The organism is Priestia sp. TGN 0903 (assembly GCF_050846855.1).
GTDB lineage: Bacteria > Bacillota > Bacilli > Bacillales > Bacillaceae_H > Priestia > Priestia zanthoxyli.
Genome location: NZ_JBOZGL010000013.1, coordinates 1 through 23,114, shown reverse-complemented (window position 1 = coordinate 23,114; position 23,114 = coordinate 1). Strand labels below are relative to the sequence as shown.

General features: G+C 38.4%; 22 protein-coding genes and 2 tRNA genes. 22 read left to right on the top strand and 2 right to left on the bottom strand.

Annotation, left to right across the window (positions count from 1 at the left end; genetic code table 11):
- The first annotated feature begins 6 nt into the window (after nt 1-6).
- From ACRPLY_RS24955 to ACRPLY_RS24925, 7 genes are all read left to right on the top strand, one after another.
- Entirely contained in the window at nt 7-1,611 is a 1,605-nt protein-coding gene (locus tag ACRPLY_RS24955; protein ID WP_028412644.1) for a putative polysaccharide biosynthesis protein, read from the top strand.
- A gap of 12 nt (nt 1,612-1,623) precedes the next feature.
- Complete coding sequence (mazG, locus tag ACRPLY_RS24950; RefSeq protein ID WP_028412645.1) at nt 1,624-3,084, top strand: nucleoside triphosphate pyrophosphohydrolase; 1,461 nt, start codon at nt 1,624-1,626, stop codon at nt 3,082-3,084.
- A gap of 20 nt (nt 3,085-3,104) precedes the next feature.
- Nucleotides 3,105-3,371: an RNA-binding S4 domain-containing protein gene (locus ACRPLY_RS24945; RefSeq protein ID WP_013054875.1), complete on the top strand. Its 267-nt coding sequence runs from the start codon at nt 3,105-3,107 to the stop codon at nt 3,369-3,371.
- A 99-nt stretch (nt 3,372-3,470) separates the two neighbouring features.
- Nucleotides 3,471-3,776 carry a sporulation protein YabP gene (yabP, locus tag ACRPLY_RS24940; RefSeq protein WP_013054876.1) on the top strand — a complete coding sequence of 102 codons (306 nt, stop codon included), beginning with the start codon at nt 3,471-3,473 and terminating at the stop codon, nt 3,774-3,776.
- Nucleotides 3,773-4,396: a spore cortex biosynthesis protein YabQ gene (gene yabQ, locus ACRPLY_RS24935; protein ID WP_028412646.1), complete on the top strand. Its 624-nt coding sequence runs from the start codon at nt 3,773-3,775 to the stop codon at nt 4,394-4,396. The genes yabP and yabQ overlap by 4 nt, the downstream gene beginning before the upstream one ends.
- Before the next feature lie 4 nt (nt 4,397-4,400).
- Nucleotides 4,401-4,772, top strand: a complete 372-nt coding sequence (locus tag ACRPLY_RS24930) for an FtsB family cell division protein (RefSeq protein ID WP_013054878.1) — start codon at nt 4,401-4,403, stop codon at nt 4,770-4,772.
- A gap of 88 nt (nt 4,773-4,860) precedes the next feature.
- The gene (locus ACRPLY_RS24925) at nt 4,861-5,328 is read left to right on the top strand and encodes a S1 domain-containing RNA-binding protein (RefSeq protein WP_013054879.1); all 468 of its coding nucleotides are present in this window, start codon (nt 4,861-4,863) and stop codon (nt 5,326-5,328) included.
- A gap of 121 nt (nt 5,329-5,449) precedes the next feature.
- Here the strand turns inward: ACRPLY_RS24925 and ACRPLY_RS24920 are convergent.
- A tRNA-Glu gene (locus ACRPLY_RS24920) sits at nt 5,450-5,521 on the bottom strand.
- Nucleotides 5,522-5,531: 10 nt separating this feature from the next.
- A tRNA-Met gene (locus ACRPLY_RS24915) sits at nt 5,532-5,605 on the bottom strand.
- Between the two features lie 312 nt (nt 5,606-5,917).
- Between ACRPLY_RS24915 and spoIIE the strand changes: the two genes are divergently transcribed.
- The 15 genes from spoIIE to lysS all read left to right on the top strand — a co-directional run bounded on the left by spoIIE (nt 5,918) and on the right by lysS (nt 22,852).
- A complete protein-coding gene (spoIIE, locus tag ACRPLY_RS24910; protein WP_013054880.1) occupies nt 5,918-8,395 on the top strand; it encodes a stage II sporulation protein E in 2,478 nt (825 codons plus the stop codon).
- A 71-nt stretch (nt 8,396-8,466) separates the two neighbouring features.
- Nucleotides 8,467-9,207: a VWA domain-containing protein gene (locus ACRPLY_RS24905; RefSeq protein WP_013054881.1), complete on the top strand. Its 741-nt coding sequence runs from the start codon at nt 8,467-8,469 to the stop codon at nt 9,205-9,207.
- Nucleotides 9,176-10,141 carry a protein kinase domain-containing protein gene (locus ACRPLY_RS24900; RefSeq protein ID WP_034263697.1) on the top strand — a complete coding sequence of 322 codons (966 nt, stop codon included), beginning with the start codon at nt 9,176-9,178 and terminating at the stop codon, nt 10,139-10,141. Before ACRPLY_RS24905 ends, ACRPLY_RS24900 begins: the two co-directional genes overlap by 32 nt.
- Nucleotides 10,142-10,237: 96 nt before the next feature.
- Nucleotides 10,238-11,614, top strand: coding sequence for a tRNA lysidine(34) synthetase TilS (gene tilS / locus ACRPLY_RS24895; RefSeq protein ID WP_028412648.1), 1,377 nt, complete (start codon nt 10,238-10,240; stop codon nt 11,612-11,614).
- Nucleotides 11,615-11,641: 27 nt separating this feature from the next.
- Nucleotides 11,642-12,181, top strand: coding sequence for a hypoxanthine phosphoribosyltransferase (hpt, locus tag ACRPLY_RS24890; protein ID WP_028412649.1), 540 nt, complete (start codon nt 11,642-11,644; stop codon nt 12,179-12,181).
- 93 nt (nt 12,182-12,274) lie between these two features.
- On the top strand, nt 12,275-14,185 hold the full coding sequence (gene ftsH / locus ACRPLY_RS24885) for an ATP-dependent zinc metalloprotease FtsH (RefSeq protein ID WP_013054885.1): 1,911 nt from the start codon (nt 12,275-12,277) through the stop codon (nt 14,183-14,185).
- A gap of 219 nt (nt 14,186-14,404) precedes the next feature.
- Entirely contained in the window at nt 14,405-15,172 is a 768-nt protein-coding gene (locus ACRPLY_RS24880) for a type III pantothenate kinase (protein ID WP_013054886.1), read from the top strand.
- A 12-nt stretch (nt 15,173-15,184) separates the two neighbouring features.
- Nucleotides 15,185-16,063: an Hsp33 family molecular chaperone HslO gene (gene hslO, locus ACRPLY_RS24875; RefSeq protein WP_028412650.1), complete on the top strand. Its 879-nt coding sequence runs from the start codon at nt 15,185-15,187 to the stop codon at nt 16,061-16,063.
- Nucleotides 16,064-16,264: 201 nt separating this feature from the next.
- Nucleotides 16,265-17,203 carry a cysteine synthase A gene (gene cysK / locus ACRPLY_RS24870; RefSeq protein WP_013054888.1) on the top strand — a complete coding sequence of 313 codons (939 nt, stop codon included), beginning with the start codon at nt 16,265-16,267 and terminating at the stop codon, nt 17,201-17,203.
- 97 nt (nt 17,204-17,300) lie between these two features.
- Nucleotides 17,301-18,716, top strand: coding sequence for an aminodeoxychorismate synthase component I (gene pabB / locus ACRPLY_RS24865; protein ID WP_028412651.1), 1,416 nt, complete (start codon nt 17,301-17,303; stop codon nt 18,714-18,716).
- Nucleotides 18,717-18,718: 2 nt separating this feature from the next.
- On the top strand, nt 18,719-19,300 hold the full coding sequence (gene pabA / locus ACRPLY_RS24860) for an aminodeoxychorismate/anthranilate synthase component II (RefSeq protein ID WP_013054890.1): 582 nt from the start codon (nt 18,719-18,721) through the stop codon (nt 19,298-19,300).
- Nucleotides 19,301-19,304: 4 nt separating this feature from the next.
- Nucleotides 19,305-20,168 carry an aminodeoxychorismate lyase gene (pabC, locus tag ACRPLY_RS24855; RefSeq protein ID WP_274863128.1) on the top strand — a complete coding sequence of 288 codons (864 nt, stop codon included), beginning with the start codon at nt 19,305-19,307 and terminating at the stop codon, nt 20,166-20,168.
- A gap of 21 nt (nt 20,169-20,189) precedes the next feature.
- On the top strand, nt 20,190-20,549 hold the full coding sequence (gene folB, locus ACRPLY_RS24850; protein WP_028412654.1) for a dihydroneopterin aldolase: 360 nt from the start codon (nt 20,190-20,192) through the stop codon (nt 20,547-20,549).
- The gene (gene folK / locus ACRPLY_RS24845; protein ID WP_165635902.1) at nt 20,550-21,095 is read left to right on the top strand and encodes a 2-amino-4-hydroxy-6-hydroxymethyldihydropteridine diphosphokinase; all 546 of its coding nucleotides are present in this window, start codon (nt 20,550-20,552) and stop codon (nt 21,093-21,095) included. It abuts the gene before it with no gap.
- A 272-nt stretch (nt 21,096-21,367) separates the two neighbouring features.
- Nucleotides 21,368-22,852, top strand: coding sequence for a lysine--tRNA ligase (gene lysS, locus ACRPLY_RS24840; protein ID WP_013054894.1), 1,485 nt, complete (start codon nt 21,368-21,370; stop codon nt 22,850-22,852).
- Nucleotides 22,853-23,114 lie beyond the last annotated feature (262 nt).

Here is a 23,114-nt window from a genome sequence, read left to right as displayed (position 1 = left end):
GTAGGAATGCAGAAACAATCAAAGCTCTATTCTATTTTTAACGGCGCGATTATTTTAACGCTCGCAGGTTTATTTACGAAAATCTTAAGTGCTACTTACCGTATTCCATATCACCATATTGCGGGAGATATAGGGTTTTATATCTATCAGCAAGTTTATCCGCTATATGGAATTGCGCTACAGCTAGGTACATACGGTTTCCCTGTAATTATTTCAAAGTTAGTAGCCGATTATGTGGCAACAAATCGGAGAAAGGAAATCCGAGGAATACTTCAAGTTTCATTTGCTTTTTTGTTTGTAGTAGGCTGCATAATGTTTTCCCTCCAATATATCTTTGCAGAAACGATTGCCGAGTGGATGGGAGATCGTCAGTTAACGCTTCTCATTCAAATTATTTCATTTTCGTTTTTACTTATTCCGTTTATTGCTGTCATTCGTGGTTATTATCAAGGATTATATAATATGTTTCCTACTGCGTTGTCTCAAATCGCAGAACAAATTGTTCGAGTAGGGACTATTTTGTGCCTATCTATTTTCTTTATCCACCATGGGTATGGTCCTTATACTGCAGGAGCAGGAGCTATTTTTGGTTCCATAACAGGCGGTATAACATCTCTTATTATTTTATGTTTATTTGTTTTTAGAACAAAGACAAATTCTAAGGGAGTATTTCAACGCATAAAAAAAGCAGACATCAAAAAAGTAGTGAAAATCCTTATTATTCAAGGTTTATTAATTTGTATCAGCGCTATGGGTCTGCTGTTTATTCAGCTTATTGATTCCTTTACATTATATTCTGGTCTGACGGCGCATGGCATGGCTGAACAGGCAGCAAAAGTTTCAAAAGGTATTTATGACCGTGGACTTCCGTTGATTCAATTAGGTACAGTAGTAGGTACAGCTTTTTCACTTTCACTTGTACCCGTTATTTCTTCAGCCATTGCGAAAAAGAACTTGTCATTTGTGCTTGAAAAAGTTCAGCTGTCTCTCCGACTATCGCTTGTAGTCGGAGTTGGAGCAGCCTTTGGCTTGATTGCGCTGATGAAACCCATTAATATGCTTTTATATAGTAACTCCGACGGAACGGACGTTTTACAAATTTTGAGCTTGTTAGTTATATTTACAACCGTAGCAGCAACTGCTGGAGCTGTGCTTCAGGGGATGGGAGCTGTTTTCGCACCTGTAATAGCCGTCATCGCTGGCATGACGGTTAAACTGATATTGAATCTTTGGCTAATACCAGATTTTCAAACCATAGGAGCAGCCATTGCTTCCTCAGCTGGATTCGCTATTGTTGCAGCAATCAATCTATTTTGTCTGTATAAAAAGCTAGCTGTATCGCTCGTTCCGAAAAAGGCGAGTGGAGGTATTTTTATAACGGGCATAGCAATGGTCATTCTTTTGCAAAGCTATTTATTTTGTTTACATCACTTTGTATGGTCTAATGGTTTAGATACAAGCAAACAAGTGGTTGAAACAGGATCTGGTGTTTTAATAGGCGGTTTGTTTTATTTGTTTATCATTATGAAACAACATATTTTTACCGAAGAGGAATTACGTTTACTTCCAATGGGAAGTGTTTTAGCTAAATACGTATTAAAAAATAAATAAGAAGGTGAAGCAATGACAGGTAAAGTAACAGTTATTGGTTTAGGAGCAGGCGATTTAGAGCAGCTACCCGTAGGCATCTATCGCTTGCTGCAGCAGGAAAAGCATATTTATATGCGCACAAAAGAACATCCTGTAATCAAAGAATTAGAAAGTGAAGGCTTGACGTACGTATCCTATGATGACGTATACGAATCTTATGATGGATTTGAAGAGGTATATGAACATATATCAAATGATTTAATCGATAAAGCTTCAGTAGAAGAAGTGGTGTATGCCGTTCCCGGGCATCCTTTAGTGGCAGAACGTACGGTTCAATTACTTTTACAAAAAGGAAAAGAACGCAGCATTCCTGTTGAAATTAAAGGGGGACAAAGCTTCTTAGATCCAATTTTTGGCGCACTAAAGATCGATCCTATTGAAGGATTTCAGCTGCTAGACGGAACAGACTTAAAGCGAAGCGAAATAGAGTTAACGGGTCATGTTCTAATTGCTCAAGTGTACGATCAGTTCGTTGCTTCAGAGGTAAAACTAACGCTGATGGAACACGTTCCTGATGATTACCTCGTTTACATTGTAACGGCAGCGGGAAGCAGTGAAGAAAAAATCCAGCCGGTCAAGCTGTATGAATTAGATAGAGAAATGTCGCTCAATAACTTAACGACTATTTATGTCCCTCCAGTAGCGGACGAAACGGTTTTATACCATCAATTTGACTCATTCAGAAGGATTATTGCCACGCTCAGAGGGCCAAACGGATGTCCTTGGGATCAAAAACAAACGCATGAATCGCTCAAGCGCTATTTGCTAGAAGAGTCTTATGAGTTATTAGATGCAATTGACCGTCAAGATGACGATAATATGATTGAAGAGCTCGGTGATGTATTGCTGCAGGTATTGCTTCATGCACAAATCGGTGAAGATGAAGGAATGTTTTCAATTGATGACGTCATTCGCAGTGTTTCAGAGAAAATGGTAAGACGCCATCCGCATGTATTTGGGGAAGTGAGCGTGAATGATGCAGATGAGGTCTTAAAAAATTGGGATGAAATCAAAAAAGAAGAAAAAGGAGAGGAGCCTTCTTCTCTGTTAGCTTCTGTACCTGGGGCTATGCCTTCTTTAATGAAAGCGCACGGATACCAAAAACAAGCTGCAAAAGTTGGTTTCGATTGGTCAGAAGTTGAACCTATGTGGGAAAAAGTACAGGAAGAACTTGCTGAATTCCAAGATGAAGTACAGCATGCTGATAAAGAAAAAATGAGCGATGAATTTGGAGATATTTTATTTGCTTTAGTGAATATTGCAAGATTTTATAAAATCGACTCTGAAGCTGCATTAGCTAAAACGAATACAAAATTTTTAAATCGATTTCAATATATTGAAGAAAAAGTGAGAGCTTCTGAAAAACCATTTGAATCTTTTTCGTTAAAAGAGTTAGATGAATTTTGGGAAGAAGCCAAAAAAACAGGTTTGTAAAACAGAAAGGTGAGGGAATTATGAGGTTAGATAAATTTTTAAAAGTATCACGTTTAATTAAGCGCCGTACATTGGCAAAAGAAGTATCAGACAAGGGCCGTATTACGATTAATGGTATCGTTGCAAAAGCAAGCACAAATGTGAAAGTAGGAGATGAATTAGCCATCACATTTGGCACGAAGAAAATTACCGTTAAAATAGAGGCTCTTCAAGAAGCAGCTAAAAAAGAAGAAGCAGCTAATTTGTACTCAATTGTCAAAGAAGAGCGTATTTCATCTGAAGTATAACTGATGAAGGCTTGTTCTAAATCACCTTTCTCATTCATATGTTTTAAACAACAGATAACAAGAGCGAATGCTCTTAATGAATGAGGTGGGGATGAAGATATGAGCCAATTTTATGAAACAAGCAATTCAAACAAAGACCATACTCCAAATCATGATTTAGTGATGAAGGGTCGGCGTCTCTTAGATATCACGGGTGTGAAGCAGGTAGAGAGCTTTGACAATGAGGAATTTTTACTTGAAACAGTGATGGGTTTCTTGTCAGTTAGAGGGCAAAATCTGCAAATGAAAAATTTAGACGTTGATCAAGGAATTGTATCGATAAAAGGAAAAATCTTTGATATAGTTTACTTAGATGAGAACCAATCGGAGAAGGCTAAAGGATTCTTTAGTAAGTTGTTTCGATGAGTTTAAACATTCAGCTCTATACAATGCTTGCGATGGTATCGATGGGAAGCGGTTTAGGTGCTTCTCTCGATACTTATCGTTACTTTGTTAATCGCTCTAAATCACGCCCATGGTTTGTATTTGTAAATGACGTATTGTTTTGGATGGTGCAAGCTCTTCTCATTTTTTATGTGTTGTTTTTAGTGAATGAAGGAGAACTGCGTTTGTATGCGTTTCTTGCTTTGTTTTGCGGCTTTGCCGCGTATCAAAGCTTATTTCAATCACTGTATTTAAAAGTATTAACATTTACTGTCTCGAGCGTATTAAGTTTATATCGAGGTGTTTTAACGCTTAGTAATATTTTTTTGGTCAAGCCTATCCGCTTCTTTATTCATATTCTACTTGTAGTCGCTTTAGGGATCTACCGAGCTGTTCATAAGCTGCTCGTATTCTGTCTAAAGCTTATTTACTTACCGACTAGGTGGGTTCTTTTCGTATTTTGGAGAATGATGCCTAAACCTGTAAAACGATTTTTACATATGGGTTTTCGGTATATAGAAGGAATTTACAATCGTGCAAAGAATATGATAATGAGAGTCGTTGCATGGGTGAACACTTTAAAAAACAAGGGGGACGACTAATTCAATGAGTGCGGTACGAAAAAAAAAGGTCGCGAAGTTAAATACTGATTATAGCCATAAACAAGAACAAATTAAACAAAATACAGATCGAAAGCGTATCGGTTTAATTAGGCGTTTGACTGTTTTCGGAGTGTTGGCCTTAATCATTGGTGGATTGATGGTATCAGCTTTAATTACGCAAACCTCAGCTATTGAGAACAAAAAAGCTGAGAAGGTAAAATTAGAACAGCAGCTGACAAAATTACAAAGCAAGCAAAAACAGTTAAAAGGTGAAATCGTCAAGTTGAATGACGATGATTATATTAAAAAGATTGCCCGCAGAGATTATTTTTTATCAGAAGACGGGGAAATTATCTTTAATGTAAAAAAAGACTAAACGTATGGTTCGTTGACAGTGTATTTTTGCTTTTTGTATAATATAATAAATTGATTTCTTTTATCATTTAAGGAGGAGCATTTTTTTTATGTCAATCGAAGTAGGCAGCAAGTTACAGGGAAAGGTAACAGGTATTACGAACTTTGGAGCTTTTGTTGAGTTACCAGGAGGTTCAACAGGCTTGGTTCATATCAGTGAAGTAGCTGATAATTACGTAAAGGACATTAACGACCATTTAAAAGTGGGCGACGAAGTTGAAGTCAAAGTAATTAACGTTGAGAAAGATGGTAAAATTGGTCTTTCAATTAAGAAAGCGGTAGATAAACCAGAACGTCCAGAAAGACCAGAGCGTCCTGCAAGAGCGCCACGCTCAGACCGTCCACGTGATTCACGCCCACAACGTAATAACAATCGTGGTGGCGGTAATGATTTCCGTACAAAAGAAACATTCGAACAAAAAATGAATCGTTTCTTAAAAGACAGTGAAGAACGTTTATCTTCCCTAAAACGCCATACCGAATCAAAACGCGGTGGACGCGGTGCAAAACGCGGTTAACTTGCTGCTTATATCAAATAGATAGCGAGTTTTTGGAAAGTACCTTTTATCTAAAAGGTGCTTTTTTTATATGTAAAAAAGAGTAGAAAAAAAGCATGTACTTGTTGTACATGCTTTTTGATGACCCGTACGGGATTCGAACCCGTGTTACCGCCGTGAAAGGGCGGTGTCTTAACCGCTTGACCAACGGGCCGTTATTCGAGTAGCGGCGGAGGGGATCGAACCCCCGACCTCACGGGTATGAACCGTACGCTCTAGCCAGCTGAGCTACACCGCCATTATACGTTCTCTAAAAGACATTTATAATAATATAAAAAAGCAGGGTTATTGTCAATAACTTTTTTGTTATTTTTATAGACTTTTATTTGCTTTTAAAAAAGAATGATGAGCATAGGCTTTCTCTGGGGCGAACAGTATCTCTCATATTTTTTAAATCTCCATGTAAGATTGTACATCTTTTTGTATAGTTTTCAATATAATACTAGAAAATAGTCGAACGATTATAGGTATTTTGCTAGTCCGTTTGACAAAATTTCACCTTTCGCCGCGATATAATAACGAATAAGTATAATTAGCGGGTGGTGGGAGAATGCAAAAGACGGAAAGAGATTTTGCAAGTCCAACAACAGAGGCGGTATTTAACCGAACTAGATTAGAAATGTCCCGTGTATTTACAAAGGCGGGTATGAAAACGGAAAAGGTGTTATTTCAATGGGGATTATTGCTGCTAGTCGTAGGTTTCTTATTAGGACGAGCGTTAATTTTAATGAAAATCATGCCATTTGCTTTGCCATTCTTTGCAGCCGTAATGGCTATAAAGAAAGAAAAAGCACCGTTAGCAAGTTTAGCCGTATTGGCAGGGGCATTTAGTGTTTCCATTCAAAATGGAGGTACCGTATTTGCTACACTATTTGTTTTCTTACTAATTCATCGATTTAGCGGCATACTGACAATGGATCCGTTAAAGAAACTGCCGTTCACTGTATTTAGCGCGATGTTACTTACAAAACTAACTATTTTTTATGTGTTTACCAAGGAATTCACCATGTATGATTTTACATTTGTGGCAGTAGAAGCAGGGTTGAGCTTTATCTTAACAATGATTTTCCTACAAAGCGTGCCTTTAATTTCATATCGAAAGCGAAAACAATCATTAAAAACAGAAGAAGTGATTTCTCTTATTATTTTGTTGGCATCTGTTATGACAGGGACAATAGGGTGGATGATTTACGGCCTTTCGGCTGAACATATATTATCTCGTTACTTAGTATTAGTTTTTGCGTTTGTATCTGGCCCTACGATAGGAGCTACGGTCGGGGTCGTAACCGGTTTAATTTTAAGTTTCGCGAATGTTTCTAGTTTGTACGAAATGAGTTTACTCGCTTTTTCTGGCTTGCTTGGAGGACTTTTAAAAGACGGTAAAAAGCTAGGGGCAGCTCTAGGGCTGGTTGTTGGTTCATTGCTAATTGGCCTATATGCTCAGGCAGATCAAGGATTGACGACTAATTTGTATGAATCACTGACGGCCGTTGTCCTATTTTTATTAACCCCATCTTTTGTTTTGAAAAACTTAAGTAAACTAGTACCAGGGACATCTGAAAATATGCTTGAACAACAGCAGTACGTGCGTAAGATCCGAGATGTAACAGCAAATCGCGTAGAACAGTTTTCAAATGTTTTTCAAGCACTTTCCAAAAGCTTTACGCAAAATGGATTTTACGATGAAAAGCCAAGCGCTGATAAAGAAGTTGATTATTTCTTAAGCAGCGTTACCGAAAGGACGTGCCAATTTTGTTTTAAAAAAGAACAATGCTGGGCACAGCAGTTTGATACAACCTATGAATATATGAAGGAAATTATGCTTGAAGTTGATAATGGCACTCTTGAACAAAATCCAAGGCTAATTCGAGAAATGGACAAACATTGCGTGAAATCGAAAAAAGTCATCGATGTGATTGAGCATGAACTTACGTATTTTAAAGCCAATCAGCACTTAAAAGCACAAATTCAAGAAAGTAGAAGGATTGTAGCAGAACAGCTTCACGGTGTCTCTGAAGTCATGGGGAATTTTGCAAAAGAAATTAAGCGAGAGCGCGAAAATTTAAATGTACAAGAAGAACAGATTTTAGAAGCTCTTCGTAACTTTGGGATGGAAATCAATCAAATTGAAATTTATAGCTTAGAACCTGGAAATGTAGATATTGAAATGTGGGTGCCATATTGTCACGGAAGAGGAGAATGCGAGAAAATTATTGCGCCAATGCTTACAGATATTTTAGGTGAAAGTATTGTAGTAAAGAACGAAGAATGTGCTAAATACCCTCAAGGCTATTGCCATGTTTCGTTTGGCTGTACAAAAGCATACGTTGTTGATACAGGCGTAGCACATGCTGCTAAAGGCGGAGGGTTTGTATCCGGTGACAGCTATTCCATGATTGAGCTAAACGCCGGTAAGTATGCACTAGCTATTAGTGATGGCATGGGAAATGGAGAGCGTGCCCACTATGAAAGCAGCGAAACGCTTCAGCTGTTAAAACAAATTTTACAAACAGGAATAGAAGAGACAATTGCAATCAAATCGATTAACTCTATTTTATCCCTGCGTACAAACGATGAGATCTTTTCGACCTTAGATTTAGCGATGATTGATTTACAAGATGCCAATGTAAACTTCTTGAAAATCGGTTCTACGCCAAGTTTCATCAAACGCGGAGATAAGGTTATTAAAATACAGGCAAGCAATTTGCCAATGGGCATTATTGAAGAATTTGAAGTGGATGTTGTGAATGAACAAATGAAGGCGGAAGACTTGTTAATTATGATGAGTGACGGTGTATTTGAAGGACCGAAACACGTTGAGAACTACGAAATGTGGATGAAGCGAAAAATTGGCGAGCTTCAAACAAACGATCCACAAGAAATTGCAGACTTAATTATGGAAGAAGTTATTCGAACAAAATCAGGTTTAATTGAAGATGATATGACGGTAGTTGTGGCAAAACTTCAGCACAATACCCCGAAATGGTCATCGATTCCTTCTTACGCTTATCGTAAAAAAGCACAATAGTTAGATAGAAGTATATTTTATCTCCTCCTCGTCTATCATGTTAATACTGATAATGAGGAGGGGATTTTTTTATGAAAAAAGGTACATTGAAACAGATGTTGGTCATTACGGACGGTGGTTCGAATACAGGTGAAGATCCGGTAGCAATGGCTGCACTAGCTAAAGAACAAGGAATTAGTGTAAACGTTATTGGTGTGATGGAAGAGGATACAATTGATGAGCAAAGCACGAATGAAATAGAAGGCATTGCCATGTCAGGCGGTGGCGTGAGTCAAATTGTTTACGTAAAACAGCTGTCTCAAACTGTTCAAATGGTTACAAGGCAGGCAATGACGCAAACACTTCAAGGCGTTGTAAATAAAGAACTTCAGCAAATTCTAGGTTCCTCTAATTCAAGATTAGAAGAGTTATCTCCTGAGAAGCGTGGAGAAATCATGGAAGTGGTTGATGAACTTGGGGAAACGGTTGACTTAGAGATTCTTATTTTAGTTGACATGAGCGGAAGTATGAAAAATAAGCTCCCTACTGTAAAGGAGTCGCTGTTAGATTTATCGTTAAGCTTGAATGCTCGCATGGGGCACAATCAATTTTCAATCTTTTTATTTCCTGGGAAAAAGAAAGATGTAGAGAAGCTAATGGACTGGAATCCAAGATTAGAGTCGCTTTCAACGATTTTCCCAAAACTAACAGCAGGAGGTATTACGCCTACTGGACCGGCTATCAAAGAGGCTACTCATTATTTCACCAAAAAGCGCTCATTGAGAGGGTTGTTAAAAAATAATGAACAATACATTGAAGAATCAGGTATGTAACCTATCTCCGGGAACAGAAATTCAAGGGAAATGGCATCACGTCCATTATAAAATTCTTGAGAAATTAGGCGTGGGAGCAACTGGAGTTGTCTACTTAGTCCAATTAGTAAACGGAACGCTAGCAGCGTTAAAAATAAGCTTTTCCAACATGTCCGTTACAGCAGAAGTGAATGTATTAAAGAAGTTGTCTCAAGTCAAAGACAAAGTGCTAGGACCGCGTTTACTTGATGTAGATGATTGGAGCTATGGTTCTCACGCTCTTTCTTTCTATGTAATGGAGTATGTGAAAGGGCAGCCTCTCCTTTCTTTTATCTCAACAAGAGGGACAGAATGGTTGCAAGTGTTTGCAAGCCAGCTCTTAACAGACTTAGAAAACCTTCATGAAGAAGGGTGGGTATTTGGCGATTTAAAACCCGAAAACCTGGTCGTAACATCTAACCCTGTAAAAGTTCGATGGATCGACGTGGGAGGAACAACTCTGCAAGGGCGGTCAATAAAAGAATTTACCGACTTTTATGATCGAGCGCACTGGGGGCTTGGCTCCCGAAAAGCAGAACCGACCTATGATTTGTTTGCCGTATCTATGGTTTTGATTCACGCGGCTTATGGCAAGCGAATTAATAAAACAGACAAACCGGCTGAACAATTAAAACAATTTATATTAACAACAAAGCAGTTGGAGCCTTTCGGAGACGTTTTGTATCAAGCGGTTACGGGAAAGTATAAGTCAGCTAAAGAAATGAAAACAGAGGTGTTATCGGTCGAAAAAAGAAGAGGGGCAAAAAGTAGAGGAACAAAGCCTCAAAACGTTCGTCAACCGTCTGCCCCTCGTGTTAAAGTAAAGAAGAAGCGTTCTCACGTGTTAGAGACGCTACTACTTTGTACGTCTGTAATGTTGATTTATATTTTGTATCTATTTATTCAAGTGCTATAAAGTTTGGAGAAATTGTGAAACTTTCCTTATAGTCATTCGTATAAAGTAAATTAATGATACATTATTGCGTGTACATTATAAGGATGAGTCATTCCTATGGAAAAGCAAGTGAACAATTTTATGACAAAACATCAGTTATTATCCGCAGGCTCTACGGTGGTTGTAGGTATTTCTGGTGGTCCTGATTCTTTAGCGCTGCTGCATTTCTTATGGAGTCTGAAAGAGCAAAAATCTCTTACGATTATTGCTGCTCATGTTGATCATATGTTCCGGGGCCAAGAGTCACAGCAAGACATGGAATATGTGCAGAACTACTGCAAACAATTGAATATTAAATGTGAGGCGAAGCAGATTGATGTTACTGCCTATCAGAAGGAAAGAAAGCTATCTTCTCAAGTAGCTGCTAGAGAATGCCGCTATGCATTTTTTACTCATGTTATGAAGAAGCACAAAGCAAACCTTCTTGCATTAGGACATCACGGAGATGATCAGATTGAAACGATGTTAATGCGAATGGTTCGAGGTAGTACGATGAATGGATACGCAGGGATGCAGCCCAAGCGGCCATATGGGCATGGATTTATTATTAGGCCTTTCCTAGCTGTAACGAAAGAAGAAATCAATCGCTACTGTAAGCTACATGGGCTTACACCTCGAATTGATCCGAGTAATGAGAAAGACTCGTACACGAGAAATCGGTTTCGTCATTACGTTTTGCCATTTTTAAAGCAAGAAAACGTCGCTGTACATGAAAAATTTCAACAATTTAGCGAGAACTTGCATGAAGATCAAGCATACTTAGAGGAATTAACGACCGATGTGATGAATAAAGTAATGAGAAAGAAATTGCAAAATGAAATTCTCATTGATAGAGATTGTTTTCTAAGGATACGCAAGCCTTTACAAAGGCGTGGTATTCAACTAATATTAAACTATCTCTATAAAGAAATTCCTCCAACCCTTTCCTCAGCGCATGTTGACACGTTAGTAGGATTTTGTGAAAGTGAAAAACCGTCTGGGACGCTTGACTTTCCAAATGGTTTACGCATTATCCGATCTTACAACGACTGTCTTTTCACCTTTAATGAGGGGAACATCGAGCCATATGAATTTATTGTTCCGATTCCAGGGGTCGTTGAGCTTCCAAATGGTCACCAGCTTATTTGTGAAATACATAATAAAGTCGAAGATATAAAAGGAAACGATGTTTTTCTTTTAGATGAAGCTCACGATTTACAATCATTAAAGGTAAGGACACGAAAAAATGGCGATAAAATGCGAGTAAAGGGCATGAAGGGACATAAAAAAGTAAAGGATATTTTTATCGATGAAAAAATCCCTTTACACTTCAGAGATCATTGGCCGGTAGTGGAAGATAGCCAAGGAACTATTTTGTGGCTACCTGGTTTGAAAAAATCTGCTTATGAACTGCATACACATAAGTCCAGATATGTTATTTTATACTATAAGTAGCGAAAACTTCTAGGAGGCAAGTAAGGAATGAAGCAGGATATTCAAGAAATTTTGATTTCAGAAGAAGAAATACAACAGAAAGTAAAAGAATTGGGTAAGCTATTATCTGAGGAATACGCTGACCGTTTTCCTTTGGTAATCGGTGTACTAAAAGGCGCTATGCCTTTTATGTCTGATCTAATTAAGCGTGTTGATACATATTTAGAAATGGATTTTATGGATGTATCAAGTTATGGCAATGCGATGGTTTCTTCTGGTGAAGTAAAAATCCTAAAAGATTTAGATACATCAGTTGAAGGTCGAGACATTCTTATCTTAGAGGATATTATCGACAGCGGCTTAACACTTAGCTATCTTGTAGAGTTATTCAAGTACCGTAAAGCTAAGTCAATTAAGATTGTCACACTCTTAGACAAACCAACAGGTCGTAAAGCAGCTATTAAAGCAGATTACGTTGGATTTGAAGTACCTGATGCGTTCGTAGTAGGGTATGGATTGGATTATCAAGAAAAATATCGTAACCTGCCGTATATTGGGGTTCTTAAACCGCAAGTATACAGCAATTAAGAAGCACATATCCAAGTGCAATTTATTGGATAGGATAAATGTTCTATGTTAGTATTGAATACAGTATTTGTTTATCGTGGGAGGAGGTAAGAAATGAATCGGATCTTCCGTAATACCATCTTTTATTTACTTATATTTTTAGTCATTATTGGCGTGGTAAGCTTCTTTAGTGGCTCTAATCAAAAAGCAGAACCAATGAGATACGATACATTTGTTCAACACTTAGACAAAGGTGATGTGAAATCACTCTCTATGAAGCCTGAAAGAGGCGTGTATGTTGTGCAAGGAAAGTTAGATTCTTATAAAAAGGATCAAACGTTCCAAACTTACATCGTAGATGGTGACAAAGCACTTGATCGTATTGACGCTGCTTCAGAAAATAATCAAGTAGAAGTTGATTTTAAACCTGCTGATGAAACAAGCGGCTGGGTAACGTTCTTTACGTCAATCATTCCGTTTGTTATTATTTTCATCCTATTCTTCTTCTTACTGAACCAAGCTCAGGGCGGCGGAAGTCGTGTTATGAACTTCGGTAAGAGTAAGGCTAAGCTTTACAGCGAAGAAAAGAAAAAGGTTAAATTTAAAGACGTAGCTGGTGCAGACGAAGAAAAGCAAGAACTTGTGGAAGTTGTTGAGTTCTTAAAAGATCCTCGTAAATTCGCAGAGCTAGGTGCAAGAATTCCGAAGGGTGTCTTACTTGTGGGACCTCCTGGTACTGGTAAAACATTATTAGCAAGAGCTGTTGCTGGTGAAGCAGGCGTTCCTTTCTTCTCTATCAGTGGTTCGGACTTTGTTGAAATGTTTGTTGGGGTCGGTGCTTCTCGTGTTCGTGATTTATTCGAAAATGCGAAGAAGAATGCTCCATGTATTATCTTTATTGATGAAATCGATGCTGTAGGTCGTCAACGTGGCGCAGGTCTTGGTGGTGGACACGATGAGCGTGAACAAACATTGAACCAGTTGCTTGTTGAGATGGATGGTTTTGGTGCTAACGAAGGTATCATTATTATTGCAGCAACAAACCGCCCGGATATTTTAGATCCAGCGTTATTACGTCCAGGCCGCTTCGACCGTCAAATTACGGTAGATCGTCCAGATGTAAATGGCCGTGAAGCAGTGCTTAAAGTACATGCTCGCAATAAGCCTTTAGATGAATCAGTAAACTTAAAAGCAATTGCTATGCGTACGCCAGGTTTCTCAGGTGCAGATTTAGAAAACTTGTTAAACGAAGCTGCCTTAGTAGCTGCTAGACAGGACAAAAAGAAAATTGAAATGGTCGATATTGACGAAGCAACAGACCGCGTAATTGCAGGTCCAGCTAAGAAAAGTCGAGTTATTTCTAAAAAAGAACGCAATATTGTTGCTTATCATGAAGCAGGACATACAATTATCGGTGTCGTATTAGACGAAGCTGATATGGTACATAAAGTAACCATTGTTCCACGTGGGCAAGCTGGTGGATATGCTGTTATGTTACCAAAAGAAGATCGCTACTTTATGACGAAGCCAGAGCTGCTGGATAAAATTGTTGGATTGCTTGGTGGTCGCGTAGCTGAGGAAATTATTTTCGGCGAAGTGAGTACAGGTGCTCACAATGACTTCCAGCGTGCAACAAGCATCGCTCGTAAAATGGTAACAGAATACGGTATGAGTGAAAAGTTAGGACCAATGCAATTCGGTCAATCACAACAAGGCCAAGTATTCTTAGGTCGTGATTTACACAGTGAACAAAACTACAGTGATGCGATTGCTCATGAAATTGATAATGAAATCCAACGTTTCATTAAAGAAAGCTATGAGCGTGCGAAGCAGATCTTAACGGAAAACCGTGACAAGTTAGAGCTTGTAGCTCAAACATTGTTAGAAGTAGAAACGTTAGACGCTGAGCAGATCAATCACTTAGTAGATCATGGAACTCTTCCAGACCGTTCTAGTCACGTAACAGATGAAGATGTTAAAGTAAACATCCAAACAAAGACAGACGATGAAGAGCCAAAAGCATAAGATCAAAAAAGATCAGTGGAGACAATCTCCACTGATCTTTTTTATTGGGTAGAAGTTAGATTTGGCAAAAAGTTTTTCATATATAGTGGATAAGTAGGATATCTACTAGAGAATTGTGTCATTATATTCCTATTTTATCTAGAATATACACGTCTATTTACCAGTTATGGTATGATGGTTTCAGTGTGAATACTGAATTTAAATAAAGTGGTGATTGAAATGATTTTTGTATTAGATGTTGGAAATACCAATACGGTATTAGGTGTATACGATGGAGATGAATTAAAGTACCATTGGCGTGTAGAAACAAGCCGTAATAAAACAGAAGACGAGTATGGCATGACAATCAAAGCCTTGCTTGAGCACGTTAGTTTATCTTTTAAAGATATTCATGGTATTATTATTTCCTCTGTTGTTCCTCCTATTATGTTTGCATTGGAGAGAATGTGTCAAAAGTATTTTCATTTAAAGCCGCTTGTTGTTGGTCCTGGAATTAAGACGGGTTTAAATATTAAATATGAAAATCCACGTGAAGTGGGAGCAGACCGTATTGTCAATGCTGTTGCTGGAATTCAGCTGTACGGAAGCCCTTTAATTATCGTTGATTTTGGTACCGCAACCACATATTGCTACATTGATGAAAATAAGCAATATATGGGTGGTGCAATTGCCCCTGGTATTAATATTTCGACAGAAGCTCTTTATTCAAGAGCATCTAAGCTTCCGCGTATTGAAATTGCGCGACCAAATAGCATTGTTGGGAAAAATACAGTATCTGCGATGCAAGCAGGTATTTTATATGGATACGTTGGACAAGTAGAAGGAATTGTAGCAAGAATGAAAGAGCAAGCAACAGTAAATCCTAAAGTTATTGCTACTGGAGGACTCGCAACATTGATTGCTAAAGAGTCGGATATTATTGATATTGTGGATCCATTTTTGACTTTAAAAGGATTACAAATAATCTATACAAAAAATATGGAGTAAGAGGTGTATATTATGGGCGACTATTTAGTAAAAGCACTAGCTTACAATAGTCAAGTTCGCGCTTATGCGGTAAAAACAACGGATACAGTTGGAGAAGCGCAGCGCCGTCACTATACATGGCCTACAGCCTCTGCAGCATTGGGACGTTCAATGACTGCGGGAGTTATGATGGGGGCTATGCTAAAAGGTGAGCAAAAGCTAACAATTAAAATTGAAGGCCGCGGCCCAATTGGTGTTATCTTAGTAGACAGCAATGCCAAGGGTGAAGTGCGTGGATATGTAACGAACCCGCAAACGCACTTCGATTTAAATCAGCATGGAAAATTAGATGTAGCACGTGCTGTAGGTACAGATGGTACGCTGAGTGTTGTAAAAGATATCGGGATGCGTGATCAATTTAATGGACAAGTACCTATCGTATCGGGAGAATTAGGAGAGGATTTCACGTATTATTTCGTGACATCTGAGCAAGTTCCATCTTCAGTAGGTGTAGGTGTACTTGTTAACCCTGATAACACAATCTTAGCTGCGGGTGGATTTATCATTCAGCTTATGCCAGGAACAGATGATCAAACGATTACAGCTATTGAACAACGTTTACAAACGATTGAACCCATTTCAAAACTGATTCAAAAAGGTCTTTCTCCTGAGGAAATCTTAGAAGAAGTTCTTGGAAAAGAAAACGTAAAGTTTCTAGAGACAATGCCTGTAGAGTTCAAATGTCAGTGCTCAGAAGAAAGAATTGCTAATGCCATTATCAGCTTAGGAAAAGAAGAGATTCAATCGATGATTGAGGAAGACGGCCAAGCTGAAGCACAGTGTCATTTTTGTAATGAAACCTATCGCTTTGATAAAAAGCAGCTAGAAGAAATGAAAGAACAAGCAATTTAAATGAAATAAAAGATTCTTTAAAGGCGTCATTTTATAAATGAACGCCTTTTTTTATAAGTGTTAAGTCCTATTTATGTATATATTGATCTAAAAATATAACAAAAATAGGTAAATGGAAAGACAAAATGATTGACAATTTAGAAAACATCTGATAAATTGTATACAAAATCAATAAAATTAGTTGGTATTAGGAGTGGTCATATGGCACGTATTGCAAATTCAATTACAGAGTTAATTGGTCAAACACCAATCGTAAAACTAAACCGTCTAGTTGAAGAAGATATGGCGGATGTATATTTAAAATTAGAATTTATGAACCCAGGAAGCAGCGTAAAAGATCGTATCGCATTAGCAATGATCGAAGATGCTGAAGCAAAAGGTGTATTAAAGCCTGGAGACACCATCATTGAACCAACAAGCGGTAACACAGGAATTGGCTTAGCAATGGTAGCTGCAGCAAAAGGATACCGTGCTATTTTAACAATGCCTGAAACGATGAGTATTGAGCGTCGTAATCTGCTTCGTGCGTACGGTGCAGAGTTAGTGTTAACACCAGGTCCAGAAGGAATGAAAGGTGCGGTTAATAAAGCAACTGAGCTTGCAAAAGAGCACGGCTACTTTATTCCTCAGCAGTTCCAAAATGAAGCGAACCCAGAAGTGCACCGTCAAACAACGGCTAAAGAGATCATCGAGCAGTTTGGCGATCAGCTAGATGGATTTGTGGCAGGTATCGGTACTGGCGGTACTATTACAGGTGCTGGCGAAGTATTAAAAGAAAAGTATCCAAACATCAAAATTTATGCGGTAGAGCCAGCTGATTCTCCGATCTTAAGTGGTGGTCAACCAGGACCTCATAAAATTCAAGGAATCGGTGCAAACTTTGTTCCGGATACGCTTAACACGGAAGTATATGACGAAGTTGTCGCTGTTCAAAACGACCAAGCTTTTGAATATGCACGTAAAGTAGCAAAAACAGAAGGCGTACTAGTAGGTATCTCTTCTGGGGCTGCGATTTATGCTGCGTTAAAAGCTGCAAAACAGCTAGGAAAAGGTAAAAAAGTGTTAGCGATTATTCCAAGTAACGGTGAGCGTTACTTAAGTACTCCATTGTTCCAATTCGAGGAACAAACACAAGCATAAAAACCATAAAAGAACAGCTTCTATATGAAGCTGTTTTTTTTCATCTGAGAATCATGTAAAATGAAAGCAGGTGATTTATTTTTAGGAGAGTGAACAAATGCAGCAAAGAATGACTTGGGGCGAATCTATTTCTATCTCTAAAAACCAATGGTTCAAAAAATATCAAGAGTTGTCAAAAGAGGAACCGAATCATATCCTGCTTGAAAGCGGTCGAGGCGGAAAGTTTCAAATGATGGGATTAAAACCTGTAGCCATTTTGCGAGGCGAACAAAACGAGCTTCATATCAAAACGGATGGCCAAGCTACTGTTCAAAAAGGTAATCCGCTTCATCTTATGCGAGACTGGATGAAGAAGTTTGAAGCAGAGGTGAATCCAGATCTTCCTCCTTTTCAAGGTGGAGCAATTGGCTTTATTAGCTATGATTATATCCGCTATGTAGAAACCATACCTGATCTTGCTGAAGATTCATTGAAAACGCCGGACGTTTATTTCCTTATTTTCGATGACGTATTTGTATACGATCAAGAAAAGGAAAAGCTCTGGATTATCGTTAACGATGAAGCAGATTGTAAAGAGCAGGCACATAAGCGTATTGATCAATACAAAAAGGACTGGATGGAGGCAAGTGCTGAAGGGCTCTCATATGAGCGTATTCATCGTGTTGCCGAAAAGAGTGAGGTTTCAATGTCTGAAGCTGCTTTTTCAGATGCCACAACTCGCGTACATGAGTACATCGGTCAAGGCGATGTGTTTCAAGTGAACTTATCTGTTCGACAGTCTCAACAGCTTCAAACTCATCCTATGCATATCTACGAACAGGTACGAAAAATCAACCCGTCTCCTTATATGTCTTATATGCAGACAGAAGAATTTCACATTGTGAGCTGTTCACCAGAACTATTAGTGAAAAAAGCCGGTGACGAAATCAGTACGAGACCAATTGCGGGAACGCGCTCTCGCGGTAAGGATGATCAAGAAGACCAACAGTTAGCGGATGAGCTTATTCATAACGAAAAAGAGCGTGCAGAGCATGTGATGCTTGTTGATTTGGAGCGTAATGACCTTGGTAGAGTAAGCGACTATGGTACCGTTCATGTTGACGAGTTTATGGTTATTGAAAAGTATTCACATGTGATGCATATTGTGTCTAATGTAAAAGGCAAGCTCGCGCGCAATAAAGATTTTGTAGATATTGTAGATGCGGTTTTTCCTGGAGGAACGATTACTGGAGCGCCTAAAGTTCGTACAATGGAAATCATTGAAGAACTTGAACCTGTAAGGCGAGGAATTTATACAGGATCGATTGGTTGGATTGGGTTTAATGGAGATATGGAATTAAATATTGCGATTCGCACTATGATTATTCAAGACGGCCAAGCTTATGTGCAGGCTGGTGCGGGTGTTGTAATTGATTCAAATCCGAAACACGAATACAAAGAATCACTGAAAAAAGCAATTGCACTATGGAAAGCAAAAGAGCAGAGCGAAAATGAGCTGAGTGAGGGTGAGTAAAGATGATATTAATGATTGATAATTATGATTCTTTTACGTTTAATTTAGTACAGTATTTAGGTGAGCTAGGGCATGAGCTTCTTGTAAAAAGAAATGATGAAATTACACTTTCTGAAATTGAAGTGCTAAATCCAGATTTCTTGATGATCTCCCCGGGACCTTGTAGTCCTAACGAAGCGGGAATCAGTTTAGAAGCCATCGAGTATTTTGCAGGTAAGATTCCAATATTCGGCGTATGCTTAGGGCATCAGTCGATTGGGCAAGCTTTTGGAGGGAATGTGATTCGTGCGGATAAATTAATGCACGGTAAAACATCTGAAATGCATCATGATGGCCGTACTATCTTTAAAGGTCTTGATAATCCGTTCACGGCAACTCGATATCATTCTTTGATTGTAGAAAAAAGTTCACTGCCGGATTGCTTTGAGATTTCAGCGTGGACAGCAGAAGATGAAATTATGGCGATTCGCCATAAATCATTACCTATTGAAGGGGTACAGTTCCACCCTGAATCTATCATGACTTCTTACGGTAAAGAAATGCTGAAGAATTTTATTGAAACTTACGAAAAAAAGCGAGTGTAATGATATGTATATATACGTAAATGGTGAAGTAAAGCCTGCGTCTGAAGCCACTATTTCTCCGTTTGATCACGGATATATGTATGGTCTAGGGCTATTTGAAACGCTACGAGTTTATGATGGTCATCCATTTTTAGTGGAAGACCATCTGGATCGACTGCGTAGCAGCTTACGTGAATTAAATATTGTATGGGACTACTCCACACAGGACGTGTTGGCAATTATTAATAGTCTGTTAATGAAAAACAATGAGAGAAATGCGTATGTTCGATTAAATGTTTCAGCAGGAAATGGCGGAATTGGACTGCAAGTGGAAGAATACGACAAGCCATCTACAATTGTATACATGAAATCAATGCCTCATCCATCGAGCCCCCTTGTAAAAGAGGGGCTTATTCTTGAGACAAAGCGAAATACGCCCGAAGGAACCGTGAGGTTGAAGTCTCATCATTATTTAAACAATGTACTGGCTAAGCGAGAAGTTGGTTCAGACTTAAATAAAGAGGGTATTTTTTTAACAAAAGAAGGGTTCTTAGCCGAAGGTATTGTGTCCAATTTATTTTTTGTAAAAGATGATTGTGTATATACACCGTCTCTTGAAACAGGTATCTTAAATGGAATTACGAGACAGTTTATCTTTACGCTTTTAAAAAAGAAAAACATAGAAGTTGTAGAAGGTTTATTTACGGCGGAACAGCTTTTGGAGAGTGATGAAGCTTTCGTTACAAATTCCATTCAAGAAATCGTACCTCTTCGAAGTATAAAGGATAAGAAGTTTTTAGTCGGAGACCATACGTTAACAGCTCAGTTGCAAAAAGAGTATCGCTCTTACACGATGTCGCTAATGAGTCGACGCGAGCTACATGTATAAAAGCGAAAGGAGAGGCTAAAGATGGATAAAATTTATGTGAATGATATGCGTTTCTATGGATATCATGGTGTATTTCCAGAAGAAAATAAATTAGGGCAGCGTTTTCACGTGGATTTAACTGTAGAACTAGATTTAAAACAAGCTGGTACTACGGACAATTTAGAATACTCGGTGAGCTATGCAGATTTATACCAAACATGCCAGGAAGTTGTAGAGAAGCGCACGTTCAAGTTAGTTGAAACGGTGGCCGAAACGATTGCATCTGAATTGCTTGCTAATTACGAACTCGTGCAGGCTTGTACAGTAAAGGTATATAAGCCTGATCCGCCAATTCCCGGTTATTATCAATCGGTAGCTATTGAAATTAAAAGGAGCCGTTGAATGACAACAGAAGCATATATTGCATTAGGATCAAATATTGAAAATCGAATGGAACATTTGAAGTCGGGAGTTACTGGCTTGATGAAACATTCTGAGGTTAAGGTAGTGGCTGTTTCATCTGTTTATGAAACGGCCCCGGTCGGGTATACGAATCAAGCAAGCTTTTTAAACATGGTAGTAAAAATACAAACAACGTATTCGTCAGAGCAACTTTTAGATTGTTTGCAAGCCATTGAACAAGCGGCAGGTCGAAAAAGAGAGATTGTATGGGGACCTAGAACCCTTGATTTGGATATCTTACTTTATAGTAATGAAATCATTCATACGGATAGGCTGAACGTCCCTCATCCCCGAATGTTTGAACGGGCGTTTGTGATGGTTCCTCTAAACGAACTAGCTCCATCTCTTATTCTCCCTGTAGCAGAAGAAAAAGTTGAAACCATCACAAAACGGTTATCGGATTTAAAAGATGTAAAATTATTTCGAGAGCAAACAACTGATATACTAGATATGTTCGAAAATAATAGGAATGATTTACATAATTAAAAATGAATCTTATTAGTTGATTCATTTTTATATTGGCGTAAAGTAGAGTTCACAGTGAAAACTTTAAGGTTTGGGTTCGCAGGTTGTTGGTTTATTCGGTAGCTTGTTAGAGAAATCGAAGAAAAAGAGAAGCGAAGCAAGAATAAAGCGATTTGACATAGAGAAACGACTGAACCTATAATAATTTTAAAGAAACGTAGTAGTTGCCAGTAAACATGCTGGCCTTTTTTCTGTTTCGGAAAACTTAATTATACGATGGAGATGAGTAAACGATGAGTCATGAAGAATTAAATGATCAATTTCTCGTTCGTCGCGAAAAAATGAGCAACCTACGAGATCAGGGTATTGATCCGTTTGGTCAACGTTTTGAACGTACACATACATCACAGCAATTAATTAGTGAGTATGACGAGTTAACAAAAGAACAGTTAGAAGAAAATGAAGTGCCTGTGTCACTAGCTGGTCGTATTATGACAAAGCGTGGAAAAGGAAAAGCAGGTTTCGCTCACGTTCAAGATTTAACAGGACAAATTCAGCTTTATGTACGTAAAGATGCAATTGGCGAAGAACAGTACGAAATCTTCAGCAGCGTAGATATCGGTGACTTGGTAGGGGTTGAAGGTGTTTTATTCAAAACAAAAGTTGGCGAACTTTCTATTAAAGTAAAAGATTTCACGTTACTAACAAAAGCGCTTCGTCCACTTCCAGATAAATATCATGGTTTAAAAGATATTGAACAGCGCTACCGTCAACGTTACTTAGATTTAATTACAAACCCAGAAAGTAAACAAACATTTATCTCAAGAAGCCGCATTATTCAATCGATGCGCCGTTACTTAGATAATCACGGATACTTAGAAGTTGAAACACCGATGATGCATTCAATCGCAGGTGGAGCAGCAGCTCGTCCGTTTGTGACACACCACAATGCGCTTGATATGGAACTTTATATGCGTATTGCGATTGAACTTCATTTAAAACGTTTAATCGTAGGTGGATTAGAAAAAGTATATGAAATTGGCCGTGTATTCCGTAATGAAGGTGTATCTACACGTCACAATCCTGAATTTACAATGATCGAATTGTACGAAGCGTATGCGGACTACAAAGATATCATGGCTTTAACAGAGAACTTAATTGCACACATTGCGCAAGAAGTACTTGGCACAACAAAGATTCAGTATGGTGATCAAGAGGTAGACCTAACGCCAGAATGGACAAGACTTCATATGGTCGATGCTATTAAACAATATACGGGCGTAGACTTCTGGGGAGAAACATCTGTTGAAGAAGCTCGTGCTTTAGCAAAAGAACACGGGGTAGAAATCACTGAACATATGCAATATGGACATATTGTAAATGAATTCTTTGAACAAAAAGTAGAAGAGCAGTTAATTCAACCGACGTTCATTTACGGACATCCTGTAGAAATCTCTCCACTTGCTAAGAAAAATGCGGAAGATCCGCGTTTTACTGACCGTTTTGAGCTGTTTATCGTTGCGCGTGAACACGCGAACGCATTTACAGAGCTAAATGATCCAATTGACCAACGTGAGCGCTTTGAAGCTCAGTTGAAAGAGAAAGAACAAGGAAACGATGAAGCACATGAGATGGATGATGACTTCATTGAGGCATTAGAATACGGTATGCCACCTACAGGTGGTCTAGGAATCGGTATTGACCGCCTTGTTATGTTACTAACAAATGCACCGTCAATCCGTGATGTACTATTATTCCCACATATGCGTCAACGCTAAAAAAAGAGATGGCTACGGCCATCTTTTTTTAGGTATTAATATTAGAAAATTTAAACTTTTAATTTACCTCTTGTTTTTATGAAAACGATTTGGTATATTTATATCTGTTGCTAACGCAGATAAGCGAAAACAACAAAAAGAAATAAAAAAAGTTGTTGACATTACGTTGATAACTTGATAAGATAGTAAAGTCGCTTAAGAGCGGCGGTTGAACTTTGAAAACTGAACAAAGCGACAAACGTCAACGTTAATTTTTATTTTT

Coding starts and splice junctions, on each gene's coding strand:
- ACRPLY_RS24955 (WP_028412644.1), top strand. CDS start 7: ATGCAGAAACAATCAAAGCTCTATTCTATTTTTAACGGCGCGATTATT.
- mazG (WP_028412645.1), top strand. CDS start 1,624: ATGACAGGTAAAGTAACAGTTATTGGTTTAGGAGCAGGCGATTTAGAG.
- ACRPLY_RS24945 (WP_013054875.1), top strand. CDS start 3,105: ATGAGGTTAGATAAATTTTTAAAAGTATCACGTTTAATTAAGCGCCGT.
- yabP (WP_013054876.1), top strand. CDS start 3,471: ATGAGCCAATTTTATGAAACAAGCAATTCAAACAAAGACCATACTCCA.
- yabQ (WP_028412646.1), top strand. CDS start 3,773: ATGAGTTTAAACATTCAGCTCTATACAATGCTTGCGATGGTATCGATG.
- ACRPLY_RS24930 (WP_013054878.1), top strand. CDS start 4,401: ATGAGTGCGGTACGAAAAAAAAAGGTCGCGAAGTTAAATACTGATTAT.
- ACRPLY_RS24925 (WP_013054879.1), top strand. CDS start 4,861: ATGTCAATCGAAGTAGGCAGCAAGTTACAGGGAAAGGTAACAGGTATT.
- spoIIE (WP_013054880.1), top strand. CDS start 5,918: ATGCAAAAGACGGAAAGAGATTTTGCAAGTCCAACAACAGAGGCGGTA.
- ACRPLY_RS24905 (WP_013054881.1), top strand. CDS start 8,467: ATGAAAAAAGGTACATTGAAACAGATGTTGGTCATTACGGACGGTGGT.
- ACRPLY_RS24900 (WP_034263697.1), top strand. CDS start 9,176: ATGAACAATACATTGAAGAATCAGGTATGTAACCTATCTCCGGGAACA.
- tilS (WP_028412648.1), top strand. CDS start 10,238: ATGGAAAAGCAAGTGAACAATTTTATGACAAAACATCAGTTATTATCC.
- hpt (WP_028412649.1), top strand. CDS start 11,642: ATGAAGCAGGATATTCAAGAAATTTTGATTTCAGAAGAAGAAATACAA.
- ftsH (WP_013054885.1), top strand. CDS start 12,275: ATGAATCGGATCTTCCGTAATACCATCTTTTATTTACTTATATTTTTA.
- ACRPLY_RS24880 (WP_013054886.1), top strand. CDS start 14,405: ATGATTTTTGTATTAGATGTTGGAAATACCAATACGGTATTAGGTGTA.
- hslO (WP_028412650.1), top strand. CDS start 15,185: ATGGGCGACTATTTAGTAAAAGCACTAGCTTACAATAGTCAAGTTCGC.
- cysK (WP_013054888.1), top strand. CDS start 16,265: ATGGCACGTATTGCAAATTCAATTACAGAGTTAATTGGTCAAACACCA.
- pabB (WP_028412651.1), top strand. CDS start 17,301: ATGCAGCAAAGAATGACTTGGGGCGAATCTATTTCTATCTCTAAAAAC.
- pabA (WP_013054890.1), top strand. CDS start 18,719: ATGATATTAATGATTGATAATTATGATTCTTTTACGTTTAATTTAGTA.
- pabC (WP_274863128.1), top strand. CDS start 19,305: ATGTATATATACGTAAATGGTGAAGTAAAGCCTGCGTCTGAAGCCACT.
- folB (WP_028412654.1), top strand. CDS start 20,190: ATGGATAAAATTTATGTGAATGATATGCGTTTCTATGGATATCATGGT.
- folK (WP_165635902.1), top strand. CDS start 20,550: ATGACAACAGAAGCATATATTGCATTAGGATCAAATATTGAAAATCGA.
- lysS (WP_013054894.1), top strand. CDS start 21,368: ATGAGTCATGAAGAATTAAATGATCAATTTCTCGTTCGTCGCGAAAAA.